This is a genomic window from Pandoraea sp. ISTKB (assembly GCF_001721285.1).
GTDB lineage: Bacteria > Pseudomonadota > Gammaproteobacteria > Burkholderiales > Burkholderiaceae > Pandoraea > Pandoraea capi.
Window position 1 is genome coordinate 66,538 of the sequence record NZ_MAOS01000013.1, and the last position, 19,125, is coordinate 85,662.

The 19,125-nt window shown below is 62.4% G+C and carries 12 protein-coding genes and 1 pseudogene; 9 read left to right on the forward strand and 4 right to left on the reverse strand.

Annotated features, from left to right (window positions below; all coding sequences use genetic code 11):
* Positions 1 to 294 precede the first annotated feature (294 nt).
* From A9762_RS03540 to A9762_RS03550, 4 genes and pseudogenes are all read left to right on the forward strand, one after another.
* The gene (locus A9762_RS03540; RefSeq protein WP_069340671.1) at positions 295 to 6,243 is read left to right on the forward strand and encodes an autotransporter domain-containing protein; all 5,949 of its coding nucleotides are present in this window, start codon (positions 295 to 297) and stop codon (positions 6,241 to 6,243) included.
* A gap of 253 nt (positions 6,244 to 6,496) precedes the next feature.
* Positions 6,497 to 7,141: pseudogene (locus tag A9762_RS29355) on the forward strand (tetratricopeptide repeat protein); the annotation flags it as partial.
* A 264-nt stretch (positions 7,142 to 7,405) separates the two neighbouring features.
* Positions 7,406 to 8,584: a glycosyl transferase family 8 gene (locus tag A9762_RS29360; RefSeq protein WP_069340744.1), complete on the forward strand. Its 1,179-nt coding sequence runs from the start codon at positions 7,406 to 7,408 to the stop codon at positions 8,582 to 8,584.
* A gap of 2 nt (positions 8,585 to 8,586) precedes the next feature.
* The gene (locus A9762_RS03550; protein WP_371442389.1) at positions 8,587 to 9,480 is read left to right on the forward strand and encodes an alpha/beta hydrolase; all 894 of its coding nucleotides are present in this window, start codon (positions 8,587 to 8,589) and stop codon (positions 9,478 to 9,480) included.
* 27 nt (positions 9,481 to 9,507) lie between these two features.
* Here the strand turns inward: A9762_RS03550 and A9762_RS03555 are convergent, their stop codons facing one another.
* Both A9762_RS03555 and A9762_RS03560 read right to left on the reverse strand, forming a co-directional pair.
* On the reverse strand, positions 9,508 to 10,371 hold the full coding sequence (locus A9762_RS03555) for an NAD(P)H-binding protein (protein WP_069340672.1): 864 nt from the start codon (positions 10,369 to 10,371) through the stop codon (positions 9,508 to 9,510).
* 57 nt (positions 10,372 to 10,428) lie between these two features.
* Positions 10,429 to 11,766 (reverse strand): NAD(P)/FAD-dependent oxidoreductase, encoded by a 1,338-nt coding sequence (locus A9762_RS03560; protein WP_069340673.1) that lies wholly within the window; start codon positions 11,764 to 11,766, stop codon positions 10,429 to 10,431.
* A 117-nt stretch (positions 11,767 to 11,883) separates the two neighbouring features.
* On the opposite strand from A9762_RS03560, the gene A9762_RS03565 reads away from it, so the two are divergent.
* The 3 genes from A9762_RS03565 (at position 11,884) to A9762_RS03575 (ending at position 14,493) form a co-directional block, all read left to right on the forward strand.
* Positions 11,884 to 12,843, forward strand: coding sequence for a helix-turn-helix domain-containing protein (locus A9762_RS03565; RefSeq protein WP_371442390.1), 960 nt, complete (start codon positions 11,884 to 11,886; stop codon positions 12,841 to 12,843).
* On the forward strand, positions 12,840 to 13,967 hold the full coding sequence (locus A9762_RS03570) for an ArsO family NAD(P)H-dependent flavin-containing monooxygenase (RefSeq protein ID WP_083253597.1): 1,128 nt from the start codon (positions 12,840 to 12,842) through the stop codon (positions 13,965 to 13,967). The genes A9762_RS03565 and A9762_RS03570 overlap by 4 nt, the downstream gene beginning before the upstream one ends.
* A gap of 268 nt (positions 13,968 to 14,235) precedes the next feature.
* Positions 14,236 to 14,493 carry a hypothetical protein gene (locus A9762_RS03575; protein ID WP_139133050.1) on the forward strand — a complete coding sequence of 86 codons (258 nt, stop codon included), beginning with the start codon at positions 14,236 to 14,238 and terminating at the stop codon, positions 14,491 to 14,493.
* Positions 14,494 to 14,593: 100 nt separating this feature from the next.
* Here the strand turns inward: A9762_RS03575 and A9762_RS03580 are convergent, their stop codons facing one another.
* Positions 14,594 to 14,914: a hypothetical protein gene (locus tag A9762_RS03580; RefSeq protein WP_069340676.1), complete on the reverse strand. Its 321-nt coding sequence runs from the start codon at positions 14,912 to 14,914 to the stop codon at positions 14,594 to 14,596.
* Between the two features lie 659 nt (positions 14,915 to 15,573).
* Between A9762_RS03580 and A9762_RS03585 the strand changes: the two genes are divergently transcribed.
* Positions 15,574 to 16,992 (forward strand): glutaminase, encoded by a 1,419-nt coding sequence (locus A9762_RS03585; RefSeq protein ID WP_256388773.1) that lies wholly within the window; start codon positions 15,574 to 15,576, stop codon positions 16,990 to 16,992.
* 447 nt (positions 16,993 to 17,439) lie between these two features.
* Here A9762_RS03585 and A9762_RS03590 read toward each other — a convergent pair whose 3' ends face one another.
* The gene (locus tag A9762_RS03590) at positions 17,440 to 18,147 is read right to left on the reverse strand and encodes a hypothetical protein (RefSeq protein ID WP_069340678.1); all 708 of its coding nucleotides are present in this window, start codon (positions 18,145 to 18,147) and stop codon (positions 17,440 to 17,442) included.
* A 195-nt stretch (positions 18,148 to 18,342) separates the two neighbouring features.
* On the opposite strand from A9762_RS03590, the gene A9762_RS03595 reads away from it, so the two are divergent.
* Complete coding sequence (locus A9762_RS03595; RefSeq protein ID WP_170836173.1) at positions 18,343 to 18,609, forward strand: AlpA family transcriptional regulator; 267 nt, start codon at positions 18,343 to 18,345, stop codon at positions 18,607 to 18,609.
* The last annotated feature ends 516 nt before the right edge of the window (positions 18,610 to 19,125 follow it).

A 19,125-nucleotide genomic window follows, 5' to 3' on the forward strand; every position in this document is an offset into this window, starting at 1 on the left:
CGCCTGTGTCAAGCACAGGCCGTGCCAACGTTTCCACCTTTCGCGAAGCCTGTCTCCGCCATTAGCGAAAAGGGGCCATAGCGCTCCTTACCGCGCTTTCCGCTTTTCCGCCGTCTTCGGCAATTCGCCGAAGTCTCAGTCCGACAGACATTGATGCCCTTCGCTCATGCGGCGGAGTGTTTGCGTTTGCCTGCGCGCATCGTGCTGATCGTTGGCAGTTCCCGGAAAGTCGCGCAAGCCGTTCCGAATTCAGACACTCGTGCATCAATAAAAACAAAGACCCTGGGAAATCAAATGAATCACATTTATCGCGTGGTGTGGAGCGCCAGTCTGGGCATGTATCAGGTGGCCTCGGAAGTGGCCAGCGGCCATGGTGGAAAGTCGCGCTCGGTCGATCGCCGTCGGGCGCGCAAGGCAGCCGCTGTGGCGGCGGTGGCCGTGGCGTCGATGGGGACGGGGATGGCGTTTGCCGTACCGGTGAACCCCGTCGCCACGATGGATGGCCTGACGACGCTGTTCGGCGGGCAGCCGGATCCGTTCACCTCACCCGCATGGGCGTTCGACGGTACGAACCTGACGATTTCCGGCACGACGTTTGCCTCGATCACGGGAAGCCTTGGCACGATTTCGAACGCGGGTACGCTCACGGGTACGTATGCCCTGTCGTTCTCTGCGGCAGCGAATGTGTCACGTGTCGAGAACGATGGTTCGATCAACGTGACCGGTAATAGCTCCGGGTCGTACAACAGCGGCACGATCGGCACCTTCGTCAATCGCGGATCGGTGACGACGGGCACGTTTGGCGGTATTGGCAACGGTGGCTTGATTTCCCAGTTCGAGAATAGCGGCACGATCACCGGGTTCCTGCAAGGTCTGAACAACAGCGGCACGTTGACTTCCGCCGTCAATACCGGATCGATTGCTGCGACAGCCGGATATGGTGTGTTGAATACGTCGCAGTTCGGCGAACTCAACAACAGTGGACGTATCTCGGGCATTTTCGGCGTCGCGGCGGTCAATACCGGTTTGCCGAATCCGCAACTCGGTTCGCTGGTCAACAGCGGCACCATTGTCGGAACGGAAACGGGTATTTCCAACAGCGGCACGTCGATTACGACCGTGGAAAACCGTAGCGGTGGACTGATTACGGGCACGAACGGCACGATCGGCGTGGGCATCGCTAACCGAAGTGCCACCGTCAATTCGGCGCTGGTGCATGGCTCGATCGGCACGATCAACAACGCCGGTACGATCTCCGGCGCCGTCTATGGCATCTATAACGTCGATTCGATCGGTACGATCAACAACCTCGCGGGCGGGGTGATTACCGGGTCGTCCGCAGCGATCACCAATCCGTCTTCGGACGCTTCGGTGGGGCAGATCAATAACGCCGGCACCATTGTCGGGAACGTCCTGTACGGCGGGTCTCAAGCATTGTCCATCGCCGGCGCGTCGGGCGCGTCGTTCGGTACGCTGACCGGCTACGGCGGTTCGATGGGGACGCTGGCGAGCTCGTTTGCCGATGTGCACTTCAACGGCGGCAACCTGCTGCTGAACGATAACATCGACCTCCTCAATGCCCGCACGGCGTTCAACGACGCGTCCGTGTTGCAGGTCAACCGGCCGATCTTCGTCACCGGCAACTACTCGCAGGGTGCCAACGGCACGTTGCAGATTGGCGTCGGCACCGGCGCGGTGACGACGGGCAATATCGGACTCGATGCCGGTTACGGCCGTCTGCTGGTCTCGGGTAACACCAGCCTTGCCTCGGGTTCGACCATCGCCTTGCAGTCGCTGGGATACAGCTTTGCCGCAGGCCAGCGTTTCGTCGTGATCGATACGACGGGCAGCGCCACCTACAACGAAGGGACGTTGCGTTACGTCGTCAACGGCGCGCCGCACCTGTCCGGCACGGGGGCGAACGTCTTCAGCAGCGGTCATCAGGACCTCGTCGTCACGGTCACAGCGCCGTATGTCGGCGCCATGGGGGCAACGACCGCGCTCGTGGCCGGTACGCCATCGGCGTCGCTGCCGGACTGGAGCTACGACGGCACGAACCTGTCCGTCACCGGCACCTCGTTCGCGACGATCACCGGCAGCATGGGCACGCTGACGAACTCTGGCACGCTGACCGGCGCTTACGCATTGTCGACCTCGCCGGCGGGCAATATCGGACGTCTTGAGAACGACGGCGTGATTGCCGCGACCGGCTCGGGTAGCTCAGGTCTCTATAACGGCGGCACGATCGGGACGCTGGTCAACCGTGGATCGGTGTCGACGGCGGCGTTTGGCGGTGTCAGCAACGGCGGCACGCTCACGCGCTTCGAGAATTCCGGCACGGTCACGGGGGCATCGCAAGGCCTGAACAACAGCAATGTGCTCACGTCGGCGCTCAATTCGGGCACGATTCAGGCCGCCAATGGCTACGGTGTGCTCAACTCCGCGCAATTCGGCTCGTTGACGAACACCAGCACGGGACTGATCTCGGGCTATTACGGTGTCATCTCCACCAAGACCGGTTTGGCGAACCCGTCGATGGGGACGCTGACGAATAGCGGCACCATTACCGGCACCAACAAGGGGGTCGTGAACAGTGCCAGCTACCTCGGTCTGCTCGACAACCAGTCGGGCGGACAGATTCTCGCCACGGGGGGCACCACGGCGGACATCGCCGCGGTGACCAATACGGCTGGCGGATCGATCGGCCAGATCAAGAACGCTGGCACGATTTCGGGCGGTTACTACGGTATCTATAGCGAAGCCGCCATCGGCACGATCGACAACCTCGCCGGTGGCCTGATCAAGGGGCTGGGTGGCGCGATTTCGAATCAGTCGCCGACGTCCTCGATCGGTCAGATCAACAACGCGGGCACGATTGCCGGCTGGATCATCAACCGTTCGCCGAACACGCTGTACATCAGTGGCGCGACCGATGGCACGTTCGGCACGCTGACCGGCTTCGGTCCGACGTACTCCAGCACCATCGTCAGCACGAACGCCGATGTGCATTTCAATGGCGGCAAGCTGGTGGTCGACGATCACTTCGATCTCGCCGGTACCCGCACGGCGTACAACGATTCGTCGGTGCTCCAGATCAACAAGGCGCTGAACGTCAGCGGCAACTATTCGCAGGGAGCCGACGGCACGTTGCAGATCGGTGTCGCCAGCGGTGCGATCACCACGGGCAATGTCGCGACGGATGTGGGCTACGGGCGCCTGTTCGTTTCGGGCAACACTTACATTGCGCCGGGCTCGTCCATCGCGCTGCAATCGCTGGGCTACAACTTCGCGGCAGGCCAACGCTATGTCGTGATCGATACGGCAGGTTCGGCGATCTACAACGAGGGAACGCTGCGCTACAGCGTGAACGGCTATCCCGCGCTGGCCGCCAGCGGCGCCAAGGTCGGCAATGGCAGCAACAACGATCTGGTCGTGACGATCTTTGCGCCGGCCAACATCGGCACCATCGGCGGCACGACGGCGCTTACACCGGGTGTCGCCACGGGCGTTGCCCCTGACTGGGCGTACGACGGTGCGAACCTGACGATCACCGGCACGACCTTCGGCTCGATCAACGGCTCGCTCGGCACGCTGACGAACAACGGCACGCTGACCGGAACGTCGGCGCTGTCGGTCGGCGGCAACGGCGGCAGCATCGATCGCGTCACGAACAATGGTCTGATCCATGCGACGGGCACGACCGATTCGGCGATCTACAACGGTGGCGTGATCGGCACGCTCGTCAACAACAACACGTTGCTCTCCGAGAACATGGCCGGGGTGAATAGCGTGACGGCCCTGACGCGTCTCGAAAACAGCGGGCAGATCACTGGCGGCCGATTGGGTGTTGCGAACACCGGCGTGCTGACGACGCTGGTCAATACCGGCACCATTACGTCCACCTCGACGATTTCGACGGGCGTGGGTCTGTGGAGCACCGGCCAGATCGGTTCGATTAACAACAGTGGCCGGATTACGGGCTACACCGGCATCATGCTCGCGCCGTCGGGCAACGTCACACCGCGCTCGACGCTCGATACGCTGACCAACAGCGGCACCGTGGTGGGCAGTTTCTCCGGGTTGAGCAACTACGGCGGCACGATCGGTACGATCAACAACCTGGCGGGCGGACGCATCACCGCCACTGATTCTTCCTACTCGTCGGGTATCGTCAACGACTGGACGACGGTCAGTGGAACGACCTACGGCGGCACGATTGGCGCGATCAACAACGCCGGTACGCTCACGGCAGGCTATTACGGTATCTACAACGCCAACGCGATCGGCACCATCAACAACCTTGCCGGTGGCGTGATTACGGGGTTGGGCGGTGCTATCTCGAATCAAAGCGCAACGTCCTCGATCGGTCAGATCAACAACGCCGGCGTGATCGCCGGGTGGATCATCAACCGTTCGCCGAACGATCTGCGTATCGCCGGTGCGACCGACGGCACGTTCGGCACGATCACGAGCTTTGGTCCGACGTACGGCGGCACGATCGTGAGCACTAATGCGGACGTCCGCTTTAACGGCGGCAATCTCGTCGTCGGCAACAACTTCGATCTGGCGGGCACGCGCACCGCTTACAACGAAGCCTCGGTGCTTCAGATCAACAAGGCCATTCAGGTCTCGGGTAACTACGCGCAGTCCGCTGGCGCAACGCTGCAACTTGGTGTGGCAAGCAATGCCGTCACGACCGGTGATGCCGCGACCGACAGCGGTTACGGTCGCCTGGTGGTGAGTGGAAACACGACACTTGCCGCCGGGTCGCGTGTGGCGTTGCAATCGCTGGGCTACAACTTCGCGGCGGGTCAGCGCTACGTGGTGATCGACACCGCAGGCACGGCGACCTACAACGCGGGCTCGCTGCTGTACAGCGTGAACGGCTCGACGACACTCGATGCCAGCGGCGCTGAAGTTGCCAACGGCAGCCACAAGAACCTGGTGGTGACGCTCGCCAACGGTACGGGGGCGAATAACAGCACGGGCAACGGCGGTATCAACAACGGCGCCGGGTCAGGCATTGGCGGTGGTGGTACGGGCGCGAACCCGGAAGCGGGCAGCGGTAGCAACAATAGCGGCGTGCCGGCATTCGACCCGCGTACGAATGCAACGATCGCGTCGACGCCGAACGCCGTGTCGGCCTTGCGAGGCTTGCTGGGATATACCGGCGTGAGCGACCCGCAATTGCTCAACCTGTTCAACGCGACGCTCGGTTCGCTGAGCGATCGCTCCGGCGATTCGGCCAACCGCGTCGGCAAGCAGCTCGCGCCGGCACAGAACACGCGTGCGGCGGGTGCGGCGACGTTCGATTCGATGGGCGTCGTGAACTCGCACGTCAACGGCCTGCGTGTGGCGCAAGCGGGCGGTACCGGTGTTGCGACAGGCGATGCCGCAGCCAACTGGGGCGTGTGGGGGCAAGCCTTCGGCGGCCATGCGAGTCAGTCCGCACGTGATGGCGTGGACGGCTACAGCGCGAATTACGGCGGGTTGCTCGTCGGCGCAGACCGCGCGTTCGGCGACCACGTGCGTGCCGGGGGAGCCTTCCAGTTCTCGCGCACGGTCATCAACAACGATGGCAGCACGGCGGGCAATTCCTCCAGCGTGAACGGCTATGGTCTGATCGGCTATGCCGCATACACCGGCGAGCCGTGGTACGTGAACTTGACGGGTTCGGTCGTGTTGCAGCGTTACGATTCGAAGCGCTTCGTGTCGATGCAGGGCTTCAACGGCATCGCCAACGGCAATTTCAACGGCCAGCAATACGCGACGAGCGCCGAGTTCGGTTGGCCGTTGGCATTGGGTCGTGCCATCGTCACGCCGCTCGCCAGCATCACGTATAGCTATCTGAACCAGAACAGCTACACGGAAACGGGCGGCAACGGCACGGCACTGTCGGTGGGTAGCGCGGGCAGCAGCTCGGTGCGCAGTGCGTTGGGCGCGAAGATCGCGCTGCCGTTCGAGACGTCGTCGGGCACGTGGACGCCGGAGTTCGGCCTGCGCTGGGTGCACGAGTACAACCGCACGCGTCAGACCACCGGGGCGAGCTTTGCTGCGGATCCGACCGGTCAGACGGGTTTTACCACCGTTGGGGCAACCCCGGTGTCGGATCTGGCCGAGATGTCGGTGGGCGTGACGCTCATGCGCGCGAACAACCTGAGCGCGTCGATTCGTTACGATCTGCAAGCGGGCTCGGGCTTCGTGTCGCACACCGGTATCGTGCGCGTGCAGCAGCGCTTCTGATCGTCTGAGGCGTGCGGGCAAGACCCGGCGGTCGCAGCCATTGACACGGCTGCGACCGCCGTGGAAGTATCACGCAGTGCCCGCGGCCTGACGATGTTTCCGGCCGCCCCCCCGCCTTTCTCCCGGTTGTTATCCGATGTCTTCCGCTCCCGCATCCTCGTCGGCGTCCTCCGATCCGGCTCACGACGCTTCTCAGGCTGCTTCTCAGGCCACCTCTCAGACCGTTCCTCAGACGCTGACCTTCGCGCAGGCGATGGCGCTGGCGAATTCGCACTGGCAGGCGGGGCAGGCGCAGCAGGCCGAAAGCTTGTGTCGACGCGTGCTGGAAGTCGCTCCCGAACACCCCGATGCGCATTATCTTCTGGGGCTCATGGCGCATGCGTTCGGCAAGCGCGACATGGCGATCAGGCATCTTGAGACGACCTGCCGTGCGGCAAACGGGCACGCCGCCTGCTGGTCGGATCTGGCCGAGATGTACCGGCAGGCGGGCCGTCTGGATGAGGCCGTGACCGCCGGGCGGCGCGCCGTCGAGATCGATCCGGCGTTCGCGGCCGGATGGAACAATCTCGGCATCGCCTTGCAGGAGGCCGGGCAGCTCGAATCGAGTCTGACCTGTCTGACCCGTGTGGGCGAGCTGGAACCCGGCTCGGCCGATGCACAGAACAATCTGGGCAATACCGCGCGTTTGCTGCGTCGCTTCGATGTGGCCGAAGCGCATTACCGCCGCGCGCTTGCTCTCGAGCCGCAGCGAGCCGACACCCTCAGCAATCTCGCGTCGTTGCTCAGCGTGCAGCAACGATTCGACGACGCCGAGGCGCTGGCCCGGCGTGCCATCGATATCGCGCCGAACTTTGTCGACGCCTATCGCAATCTTGCCGACATCGAGCTGTCGCGAGGCAATGTGGCGTCGGCGTTACAGGTTGTCGAGGTGATGTCGGCATTCGCCGCACAACATCCTTCGACCCTCGTGGCGCGCGCAAGCATTCTGCGTCTGGTGGGGCGTCTCGACGAAGCACTGATCAGCGCTCGTGCCGCGGTCGAGCTTGCACCGGACAACGCCAACCTGCGGGCGACGCTGGCGGCCGTGGAGGCGGACATTGCCGCGCGGTCGGTATCTGCACAATCATCGGACGCGGTGCACGGTGAAGCGCGAGCGCCTGCGATGCAGGATCTCGCTGCCATTCACGAGACGGCCGCCCAACATATCGCATCGCAAGACTTCGCGGGCGCGGAAGCGTTACTGCGCGAGGTCGTATCCGCCGGCGCGGCACCGATGTCGATGTGGCGATTGCTGGCGGTCGCCTTGCGCGCACAGGGCAAGGCAGAGGAAGGCCGCGACGTGCTGGCGATGCTTGCGCGTCAGGTGCCGGGCGATCTGTCCAACCGATTCGATCTTGCAGAAGCGCTGCTCTTGCTGGGGGATTTCGAACGCGGCTGGCAGGAGTACCGCTACCGGTACAGCCTGGAGCACACGCAGTCCATTGAACGGAAGGTGCAGCGTCCGCGTTGGAACGGTCAGCCAATTCCCGGACAGACGTTGCTCATTCACGACGAGCAGGGATATGGCGACACATTCCAGTTCATGCGCATGGCGTTGTGGGCGAGGGAGCGGAGTCAGGCGCGGGTGATTTTCGAGGTGAATCCAGAGACGCTGTCGATCGCGCGACGCATGTGGGGCGACACCGATATCGTCGCTCGCGGCACGTTGCCCGTGACGTTCGATCAGCATTGCGAGTTGATGAGCTTGCCGATGGCCATGGGCCTGAAGCTTGACGATTTACCGGGCAATGCCGCCTATCTGCGCGCAGATCCGGCGCGCGTGGCGCATTGGCGTGCACGGTTGGCCGAAGTGCCGAAGCCATGGGTGGCCGTGGTGTGGGCCGGGCGTCCGGAGCACGTGAACGACAGGAACCGCTCGGTGGCGCTTGATCAGTTGGCACCGCTGGGTGCGAGCGGCGCCACGTTTCTGTCGATTCAGAAGGGCCCCGCGGCTTCGCAGGCGAATACGCCGCCCGCAGGCATGACGATGGTGTCGTTGAGCGACGAGATTCGCGACTTTGAGGACACGGCCGCGATTCTCCATCTCGCGGACCTGCTGATTTCGGTCGATTCGTCACCCGTCCATCTGGCCGGCGCCATAGGGCGGCCGGTGTGGGTAATGCTGCCTTACGTGCCGGACTGGCGCTGGTTGCTCGGGCGGGACGATTCGCCGTGGTATCCCGGCATGCGGCTATTCCGTCAACCGGCGGTCTCCCAGTGGGCGCCGGTGATCGAGCGCATGGCACAGGATCTGACGCAGTTCGTCGCTCGATGGACGCCGGCGCAAAGCGACGAGGAATGACGATGGCGAGCGATGCACGCATGGACACGCTGCGATGGGCAAAATGGGTCGGGTGGGCCGGGTGGGTGATGGCCTTGAGCGCAGTGGCGCTCATCTCAGGTTGCGCGAGTCTGGATCGCAACGCCCATGCCGAAGCGATTGCGCAGCCCGCTGGTCTGAAGCGCGAAGTGCTGGCGGCAGGGGACTTCCGGATGACGGCATTCTCTCGCGTCACCCGCCCGGACAGGCCGTTGCGGATCTACATCGAGGGTGATGGCTTGGCGTGGGTGTCGCGCACGGAACCGTCGATGGATCCGACACCGGTTGCGGCAACCGGGCTCGCGCTGGCCGCAGCGGATCCGTCTGCCAACGTCGTCTACCTCGCGCGTCCCTGTCAGTTCACGCCGATGGCAGACAATCCGCGTTGTGGCATCGCCTATTGGACGGGCAAACGCTTTGCGCCCGAAGTGCTCGATGCGATGGACGCAGAGATCAGCCAGTTGGCAAAGCTTGTGCCGGGGCAGCCGCTGGAACTGGTCGGGTTCTCCGGGGGCGGGGCGATTGCGGTATTGCTCGCGGCCCGTCGACACGACGTCGCTTCGCTACGAACGGTCGCAGGCAATCTCGACGTCGAGTACGTGAACGAATTGCATCGTGTCTCGGCGATGCCCGATTCGCGCAATCCCATTACCGTTGCCAGCCGGGTTGCGCGCATTCCCCAGATCCATTTCAGCAGCGCCGAGGACACGATCGTGCCGCCGGATGTCGCGAAGCGCTTCGCTGCTGCCGTGGGCGGTGCGTGCGTCAGGACGTCCGTGGTGACCGGCCTGTCTCACGACGGTGACTGGGCAGCGCGGTGGCGCGACCTGCTCGCGCAGACGCCGGTCTGTGGCAGCACGCCGGGCGATGCTCGATGAGCCGACGCGGTAGCCGTCGGTGGCGAGTCAGGTTTCCCGAACCAGTGCGGCAATCGCATCGAGAAGCGTGACGTCGCCCCGCAAGGCGTGCTTGCCGTCATCCCGGAATCGGAACGTGCCGTCGTTGAAGGCGTCCAGCATCTGGATGCGCGGCAGCGGGTTACGCATGCCCTGCGCACGGAATAGCGGGTCCCATCCCGCGCGCGGCACGGCCTCGGCGCTCACGTCGCGAACCAGCGTGCGGGCGAGGGCACTGGCGATATCGTCTGGCGAATAACGCTCTGGGCCTTCGATCTCCCAGATTCGCTCGTCACTGAAATCCTCCAGCATGGCACGTGCGGCGAAATGACCCACGTCGTTGGTCGATACCATCGGGATCGCGCGATCCACGGGCGCCAGATAGCTCGGAAACTCGCCGCGCTCACGGGCGGGCGAAATGTCCCACGCGAAGTTTTCCATCAGCCATGCCGGACGCAGGAATGTGACTGGTAATGACAGCGAGACCATCGCCGTCTCGAACATGTGCAGTGCGGTGAGCAACGTGGGGACTTCGACATCGGCCCCGATGCTCGACAGGCAGACGACGCGCTTCGGACGTGTAGCCGCAAGCGCCTGACGCACGGCGTCGATCAGATGACGGGCGTGCGAGAAGTCCGGCTCGGGGTCGGCATTCGGCGGCAGCATGACGAACACGGCTTCGCTGCCGCGAAAGGCATTGGTGAGGGCATCGACGTCGCCATTCTCGGCAACGGCGATCTCACCGCCGAGCGTCGCCCATCGGCTCGATTTGACGGGGTCCTGAACGACAGCCCGCAGCGGCACGCCCGCCTTCAGCAAATCGTGGCCGATGACGCCGCCGACGCGTCCCGTGATACCCATTACGGTGTACATGGTCACTCCTCGCGCGCAGTCACGTTGCCGTAAAAGTAACACGGGAGCGCCAACGTCTCATAACTGCATGGCATCCACGGCGACCGCCCGGGGTTGCTGCGGCGAACGGCGGCGGGCATTGAGCAACGCGGCGCCGGCATCGGCCAGCCGGACGGCCTCTCTCGCGCGCTCGCACATGTCGCGTTCATAGTCGGCGAGCGCTTGCGATAGCGGCATGCGGCCCTGCGCCACGGCGTGCAGATGTTCGGCGAGACGGGCGGCGTCGCGCAAGGCGGTGTTGGCGCCCAGTCCGCCGGCGGGACTCATGGTGTGGACAGCGTCGCCCAACCCCGTGACGCTCTCTACTTGCCACGGCAGCGGACTGGTCGTGCTGCGCACGGGCATCGTCCGGATGGTTTCCGGTACCGCGTGCGAGAACAGCGATTCCAGATGCGGATGCCAACCGGCGGTGAGCGCTTCGATGCGATTGAGCGGTGCGTTGTCCGCCAGCCCGATGCCGGTGCGAGGCGCGCCCAGCAATGTCTGCGACGGGCCGATGAAGGCCCAGTACAGATAGTCGGAAACCGGGGAGAGCGGCATGCGGGCCGGGCAAGCGACGTCTGGCGTGGACAGCGGGGTGGCCGGCGGACGACGGAACAGCATTGCCTCGATGACAACCGCGAAGCCGTCGGCAAATACGACCGTACTGCCTTCCATCGTCGTGGCTTCGCCGTGTGCGTCCATCAGAACGAGCAAGGCGGTAGATACCGGTGTCAGTCCGTAAATGCAGACGTTGCCCGTGTCGCGCGGGGTCATGCCGGGCAACACGTATTCGCGAACACGGGAATGAGTGCCGTCCGCTGCCACGACCAGCCCCGGTGCGCTGTGGGAGCCGTCTTCGAAATGCGCGATGCGGCGACCGTCTTCGGCGGTGGTCGTGCGGGAGAAGGTCTTCCCGAAGTGCACGCGGTCGAGAATGCCGTCGAGCAGGATTTCCCGAAGCGTCTGGCGATGCACGCTGACGTCGCCCGGAATCTCGGGCACGTGCGGCGCCGGGCGTGCCGTGACCGCCGCCGTTCGGCGGCGATGTGCGGTGACGCCCTCGTCCGTATGGGCGTCGTGCCAACTGGGCGGCAGGACGACATCGGCGTCGTCGAGCTGCGGCGTGACGAAGCGGCCGCCGGTGCGGGTCGCCGCTGCGTGCTCGCGCACGCGCTCGACGCGGCCGTCGGGCAGGCATTGGGTGAGGGCGTCGAGGCCGTCGGCGTCGATGCGCAGACGGTATCCCTGGAAGCGGGCTTCGGGGGCGGCATCGCGCTCATAGACATCGAACGGGATGCCTGCGCGACGCAGGCCCTGAGCGAGACACAGGCCGCCCAGACCCGCGCCGATGATGGTGACATGCAAGGCAGACATGATCGTGAAGGTGCCCCCCGAAGGCGGCTGAGTGTGGTACTTCGCTCATTGTCTGCGCGCTCGGCACTGACCTGATAACATCGTTTGGTCATAAAACAATGCAAATCGGACAAAGGTATGTGTGCCACCCCTGCCGATCCCGTGGATCCTGTTCGTCCCGTCCATCGTGAGGACACCCTCGATTCGCTCCCGCTGACCGCGCAGTCGCGCAGGAAGTCCGACGTGCCGATGATGTCGCTGGATAGTTCACCATTCGCCCGGTACAAGCCGAACGATCGGCCTGACGGCCCGCCCGTGTGGGCGTTCGGCGGAAGCGATCATGAGCGAAGCCTTTTCAAGATCGGCACGCGTGAGCTCGACTGGCATTCGCATGTGCGCGGGCAGTTGTTCTGCATTCACTCGGGTCTGGTGCACGTGCACACGCCTTACGGGGCCTGGGTGCTGCCGCCTTATCGCGCGGGATGGATTCCACCGAACGTGACGCATCGCGTGTCGTTTGCCGGTGTGGTGAGCGGGTGGATCGTGCTCGTGGCGCCGAGCGCCGCGACGGTGTTGCCATCGACGCCACGCGTGGTGGGCGTGTCCGAGTTGCTGGCGGCGCTGGTCAAGCGGGCGGTGGCGTGGGCATCTCGCGATGCGTTGACGGACGAGGAGGCGCGTCTCGCACAGGTGCTGATTGACGAGATCGCGCGTGCACCGGCGGAGCCGCTGGGGTTGCCGATGCCGACCGATGCGAGGGTGGTGCGCGTGGCGCGTGCCGTGCTCGACGATCTGGGCGGACAGGCGTCGCTCGACATGCTGGCGCAGCATGCCGGGGTATCGTCGCGTACGGCACGGCGGCTTTTCGTCGCCGAAACGGGGATGGGGTTCACGCAGTGGCGGCAGCAGGCGCGTCTGGTGAGTGCGCTCGAACGACTGGCCAACGGGGAGCCCGTCGGCACGATTGCCGACTCGCTGGGGTATTCCACGCCGAGCAATTTCATCGCGATGTTCCGCCGTGCCTTCGGCGAATCTCCGGGGCGGTATTTCCGGCAGGTCGGACCACGCATGCCGCCGGATGAAGAGGATGCCGAATGAGCCGACAAGACATTTCCTCCGAGGGGCGAGAGGCTGGAGGCGCTGCGAAGGCGGTGCGCTACGTCGACACGCTCGTCATCGGTGGCGGACAGTCGGCGTTGGCGACGGCGTATTTTCTGCGCCGCTGGCACGTGGACTATGTGGTGCTCGACGATCAGCCGACAGCGGGTGGTGCGTGGCAACGCGCGTGGACGTCATTGCAACTTTTCTCGCCTGCGCAGTGGAGTTCGTTGCCCGGGTGGCCGATGCGTGGCGGCGAGCAGCATTACCCGTCGCGCGATGAGGTGGTGGCTTATTTGCGCGAATACGAGGCACGCTACGAGGTGCCCGTGATGCGTCCGGTGAGTGTGGCGCGTGTCATTGCGCAGGAGGCGGGATTGCGCGTTAGCACCGATCGAGGCGACTGGCTGGCACGTACTGTGATCAGCGCGACCGGATCGTGGCGTTCGCCCTATGTGCCTTCGTATCCGGGGCAAGCCTCGTTTCAGGGACGTCAGATGCATTCCGCCGACTATGACGGTGCCGAAGCGCTGCGCGGTGCGCGCGTGCTGGTCGTCGGCGGAGGCAATTCCGGCGCGCAGATCTATGCCGAGGTGTCGCGAGTGAATGATGCGACCTGGGTCACGCTGAGTCCGCCATCGTTCTTGCCGGATGACGTCGACGGGCGTGTGCTGTTCGAGCGTGCCACCGCCCGGTGGCAGGCGGCACAGCGCGGGTTGCCGGATCCTTATCCCGACAATGGGCTCGGGCATATCGTCATGGTGCCGTCGGTACTTGCGGCTCGCGAGCGCGGCGTGTTGCAGGCAGTGCGGCCGTTCGTCCGCTTCGTGGAGGATGGTGTGGTCTGGGAGGACGGCGCGTTTTCGGCGGTCGATGTCGTCATCTGGTGCACAGGATTCCGACCGGCGCTGGGGCATTTGCATTCGCTACCGCTGACGCAGGAAGACGGACGTATTCGCGTTGCCGGAACCCGAAGTATCGATGAGCCCAGACTTTGGCTCGTCGGCTATGGCGAGTGGACGGGATACGCGTCGGCGACATTGATTGGCGTGATGCGAAGTGCGCGTGCGACGGCGCAGGAGATCGTCGCCTATCTCGGCGAGCCGATGTCGGAGACTACGTAGCGCCGAAAGTCCCGGGCAACGGGATAGAGTGGTTTCCATGCAGTGACGAGAGCGAACCGTTCGGTGTCGCAAAGCCACGGAAAAAGCCGCGGATTTCCTGCCGAATCTCTCGCACTGCACTTCGTTTTTTCACGCGTCGCCACTTTGGATATCAGGTGAGACGATGCGACAGAAGGTGGTGATGAAGATGGGAACACTCCGGAAAATTGATTCGCGATTTACACGTTTGAAAGTTAGTCATACGGATACCAGATCCAAACATGACGAAATGAGGTTGCAGGCTCGCATCGCTTCAGTCGAAGCGATTCTGCCCACCCTCGCGACCAAAGAGGATCTGGCCAAGGAGATCGGCACGCTGCGTGCCGAAGTGCACCAGGAGGTTGGCGGCCTCAGAAGTGAGATGCATAAGGAGTTCGCGACGGTGCATCGTGAGTTGCATGCACTGACGTGGCGGCTGATCGGTACGATGGTCACGCTCGGCACGGCGCTGGTGGCCGCGACACATTTCGTTTCGAAGGCCGGGTGATCGCAAGCGTCTGCCAAGGTCCTGCGTGACATGCGGCCATGCATCGGGACGTGCGATCAGAAGTCATGGCTCGTCGTTCCCGACGAGCCATTGTTCCCGCCTAACCCATAAGCTTCGGCCGTTTTCCAGGGCCGGGCGAATGAAGTACCCGGCAAGGACTGACGAACTTGTCGCATGCGACCGCCGCTTGCGCAAACGTCTCGAAGTAGATCGCGTGATCGTCATCCGTGACGTGAGCCTTTTCGATCTCCGCTGCCGTGTCGTTCCATGCCAGCCCAAGGTACTTTCCGTGGTCATGAAACCAGACGACATAGCCCTCTCTTGCTAACGATTTCGGTAATTTCGGCATGGGCGCCTCCTCGCGCCTTTTCTTGCCTGTCCCATTGTGTTTCACGTGTTTGGTGTCTTTCGACGTGGTCATGAAAGTCTCCGTCACTTCCCGGTGAGTTAATTGGATTGGGGGGCGAAGTCATGATGTCAGGCGTGAAGTGACCTGAGTTTCAGCTTCATCCGAATAGGAAGTGCCGGAGCGCCGTACCCGACAGGTTTCGGCGTTTTTCACAAATGCGCGCATTGCTGCGCCGGATGCGCAAATCCACGTGGTATGCGCGTCTCAGAGGAATGTCGGGCGTTCGTCGGGAAGGCGGCAATCTGGACCGACGCGAGACGCGACTGAGTGCCCGTTTAAGAAATTACGTAATCCTTTGGCAGGCGGCGCGCCGGCGTATTGACGTAGACAGCGGCCGCCGGTGTGCGATTGATCGCGGCTTCGCACGATGTGTGTCTCGGCGATGAGCGAGCTATGGAATCGGACGGCGGCACCAGACGAATAGTCTGGTCGTACAAAAATTAGTACAGGGATGCTTCTTGAAAGTCTTACGTCCAAGCCCCGCAATTCCCCCGCATGACGTTGTTGCCACCGACTGTCCGCGTCGACCCAAACACACCGAGATAGCCCGCGATTTCCTCGGCTCACGCAATGTGAGCAGCGGTCTGCGGGACGGCGCCGGTTGCGGTGTCGGTAGGGAGCCCATATACGTCGTGGACATGACGCTACTGGAGGAAGTGATTCGCGCTCGCATGTCGCCCGCTGGCAAGGGGGCGCCGGTTCAGGGCATTCCCGGTACGGCGCCGTGCGCCGATAAGCGTGCGATCTCGCTGATGAACACGCAGACGGGGCAGATCGTCAGCGTTGGAGATCCTCATCACCGGTTTTCGCAGCAGAGCATGTCGAAGCCAATGGCGATGGCGTTGGCGATTCGCTTGATGGGTGATCAGCCGGAACACTACCGGCAGCGCATCGCGTCGGAACCGTCCGAGCTGCCTTACAACGACCCTGCGCTCATGCCGGATGGCCGCCCGTTCAATTCGAGCGTGAACATTGGCGCCCTCGCCACATGGATGTTGATACACATCCATACGCCGTCGGGAAGGGAGCCTTTCGATTTGTATCTGGAGATGATGCGTGCGCTGACGGGAAATGCCTGTCTGACGGTCAACGAGGAGATGGCGCTTGGCGAGTTCAGGTATTGCCCGCCCGGGGCCGAGAGGAGTCGCAACCGGTTATTGCTCGCAAAGTTGACCGACGTCGGATTCGTCGATGACGACAGTTTGCTGCGCTATGCATTGCGCAAACATGGCGGGGGCACGATCAAGGCGCACACGACGCGGGACGGGATGCTGGCGCCGTCGTTTGTCGTCGCGTGCCGGCATGCGCTATCCGAAGATGCATTGCTCAGCTACTGCCGCGCTTGTGCAGTGATGGTGAATACCGTAGACATGGTCCGTGTCGCCGGCGTGTTTCGCAACGCGGGCGTGCGGATCGACGGCGCAGACGGAGCACGAAAGCAGGTGTTGCCCGCAGCGATTGCGGACTACGTCCGACATTCAAACGACATGGGGGGCAGTTACGAGGAGTCGGGGACGCAGTACGCAAAGAATGCGTTCGGTGGAAAGACGGGCGTGGACGGTGGGATTTTCGGCAGCCTGTATCGACATGCGAATCTCGTGGTCGCGACACATCACTCGGATCTGAACGCAGCGGGGAATTCGGGCGAGGGGCAAAAGTGGATCAATACGCTTAATCGCCTGAACCTGACGTTTCCCTCGTTGCCAGGTACGGTGAAGGCAGGATCATTGCCCGTGACCCGAGTGCGATCCATCGCCATGCGTTTGCCGATCGGTGCATTAGGTCCGTCGCCGCGCGACGTCGACCGAAGGTTGCAGATGGACATGACAGACGAAACAAGGCGCTCGCTAATGGACGCGATGCCGCTGATCGATGGAGCGCCGCAGCAGTTTTACGCAAAAGCGCCTGACGGCCGGAAATCGAAGGATCAGACGTTGGGCGGGACACTGCTAGTCTCCGCAGTCGACATCCACGGCACCATGAAACGCTACTACCACATGTCGAAAGATAGGCACGCGCTTGGCAAGGTGGTTGTGGTCGATGAGGCGCATCAGCCGGAAGCCCCACGGAAGCATCGGAAGGGCAAGTGAAGGATCGGAATGCGTCCCTGGCCGTGTGCAACCAAAAACGTAGAACGGATCGAACATTTTTGCGTCGCGACGTACGTTGCCCACGTTTTCGTACTGCGTCGAACGTGGAGCCCTGATGAGCAAGTCAAATGCTGATTCGGGCGGCATCGCTCCGATCTTTACGCCAAACCACCGGGAATGTCTTGCCAGATAAGGCTGTTGTGGTGCCAGGGCCGGACTGGAATTTATAAGGAAAAGCCGCGTTGGTGCTTGGCTCGTATAAATTTCAATTTTTTATGCCCCCAAAGATGCCCCCAAGATCGGGTTGCTATTTGCCCGCCCGTGACGCCTGGTGGAATGTCCAGGGTTGATCGCCATGAAATTGCAATGGAGGTTTTGGGCGGGCCAGGGCATCTGAGTTGTGCCAAACGCTAAACACCCCCGATCATCTCGTGATAACGCCTTGTGTCACGCGGGGTCAGCATTTTCGCGCGAGTCTTCGTCTTCGACACGAAAGCCGTTTTCCTTCGCTTCACTCAGATACCGGCGAACCGTTTTTGGGTCGATACTGCCTCCAGTGCGTTGTGAAACGAGTTTGGCTACGTTCGAGGCAATACCACGAACCTGCCCAGCCTGCTTGTTGGCCGCAGCCAGTTGGTACAGCGCCCCGATGATGTTAATCATCGAATCATACTGCCCCTGCCCACTATGAACGTCCTTGTTGCGGTTGCGCTCAAACTCAATGCCAACTACCCGGGCGAATTTCTCAAAGTCGGATCGCGTTATCGCCAGTTCGGTAAGACCCCAACTGGGGTGATGAGCCGTCACATTTACCCGACTACCATTCTCGGCATGAATTGCATCGATGCGGCCGAGTGCAAGCATTGCGTGAAGCGTGTCGAGATGATTATCCACCACGCTCATCCAGTCCTCTCTCGCTCGGACCTCGATTACCGTCAACCCGGTACGATTGGTTAAAACAATTTCCGCTGTCGTTTCGGCTGCTTCAGTTGCCAAATACGTCGCCTTCGGCTTGATCTTCGAACTGGCGATGATTCCCAGCGGGTTACAACGCCGCTCCAGATTTTCTCGTTCTTCTCGTTGTCTTGCCCTCGCTTCTTCAACCTGCCACTGCTCCAGCGGTTGTGCCATTTGAGCCAGCGCTTCTCCAGTCATTTCGAGGCCTCGTCATCTCTTTAGTGGTAATGCTTGCGGAATCCACGTGCTTCCACATTGTGAAAGGGGGGATGTCCATTCACAAACGGACATGTCCCCTCATCGCTGCAACCCGCCTCCAAAATGCGTCTCAGGTGCTCGACGGACCGCACCGGTTACCGCTGCAACGCGCTCTTCACGCCACCAAGGAAAGCAATGGACCCGCCCTCTCAATCTTTGAAGCAAAAACAAACGGAAAACGGCATCGCGTCGCGTGTTGACGCTTCTCCGATCGATCCCGTACTGCGCCGTCAGGTAGTACGCGAAATGTTGGGGGTTGCGAACTCGACCTTGCACGTGTGGATCAAGGATGGTCGTTTCCCGCCCCCTCTGGAGCTCGGCCCGCGCGTGCGTGGCTGGCGTCGTTCAGTTGTCGAGGATTATCTCGAGAACTGCGCGAAGGTATCCACGACCGGCCAGTAGGACTGTTCCACGGACGCGCACACTGTGGCCGTGCGGACGATTCTAACGCTTGCCGGAGTGACGCGGGGGGCATTCACGATCGCCGCAGGTTCACTTGGTGACGTGTCTGAGTAACGCGGACTAATTTTGAAAAGGAGATTACCAACCATGACGATCTTCATGCGGCTCGCCCAGTGACCTGACATGTCGTGCGTTGACTTTTCCGACTTGTACGGCGTCGTTGTTCAAGTCGGGAAAGTCGACCACGGGTGTGTCGCCGGTAACGCGCACGGATCGAAAAAATCCCTGAAAAATAGACTCATCAGCGCAGTCTGCCTTGGCCCATATGCATCGATAGCCAAGTCAGGAAACTCAACCATTTATCGCACAAGTGCGCACGTCTGTGCCACCTCGATATCGCAGCAGCCCTTTATTTCTAGGGTATTTTCGCGGATCGAACAGACTCACGGCGCGGCTGTAATAACTGTATTACCCCCTACTACTAATAGCACTACCTACAACAGTTGTCGCTATTCC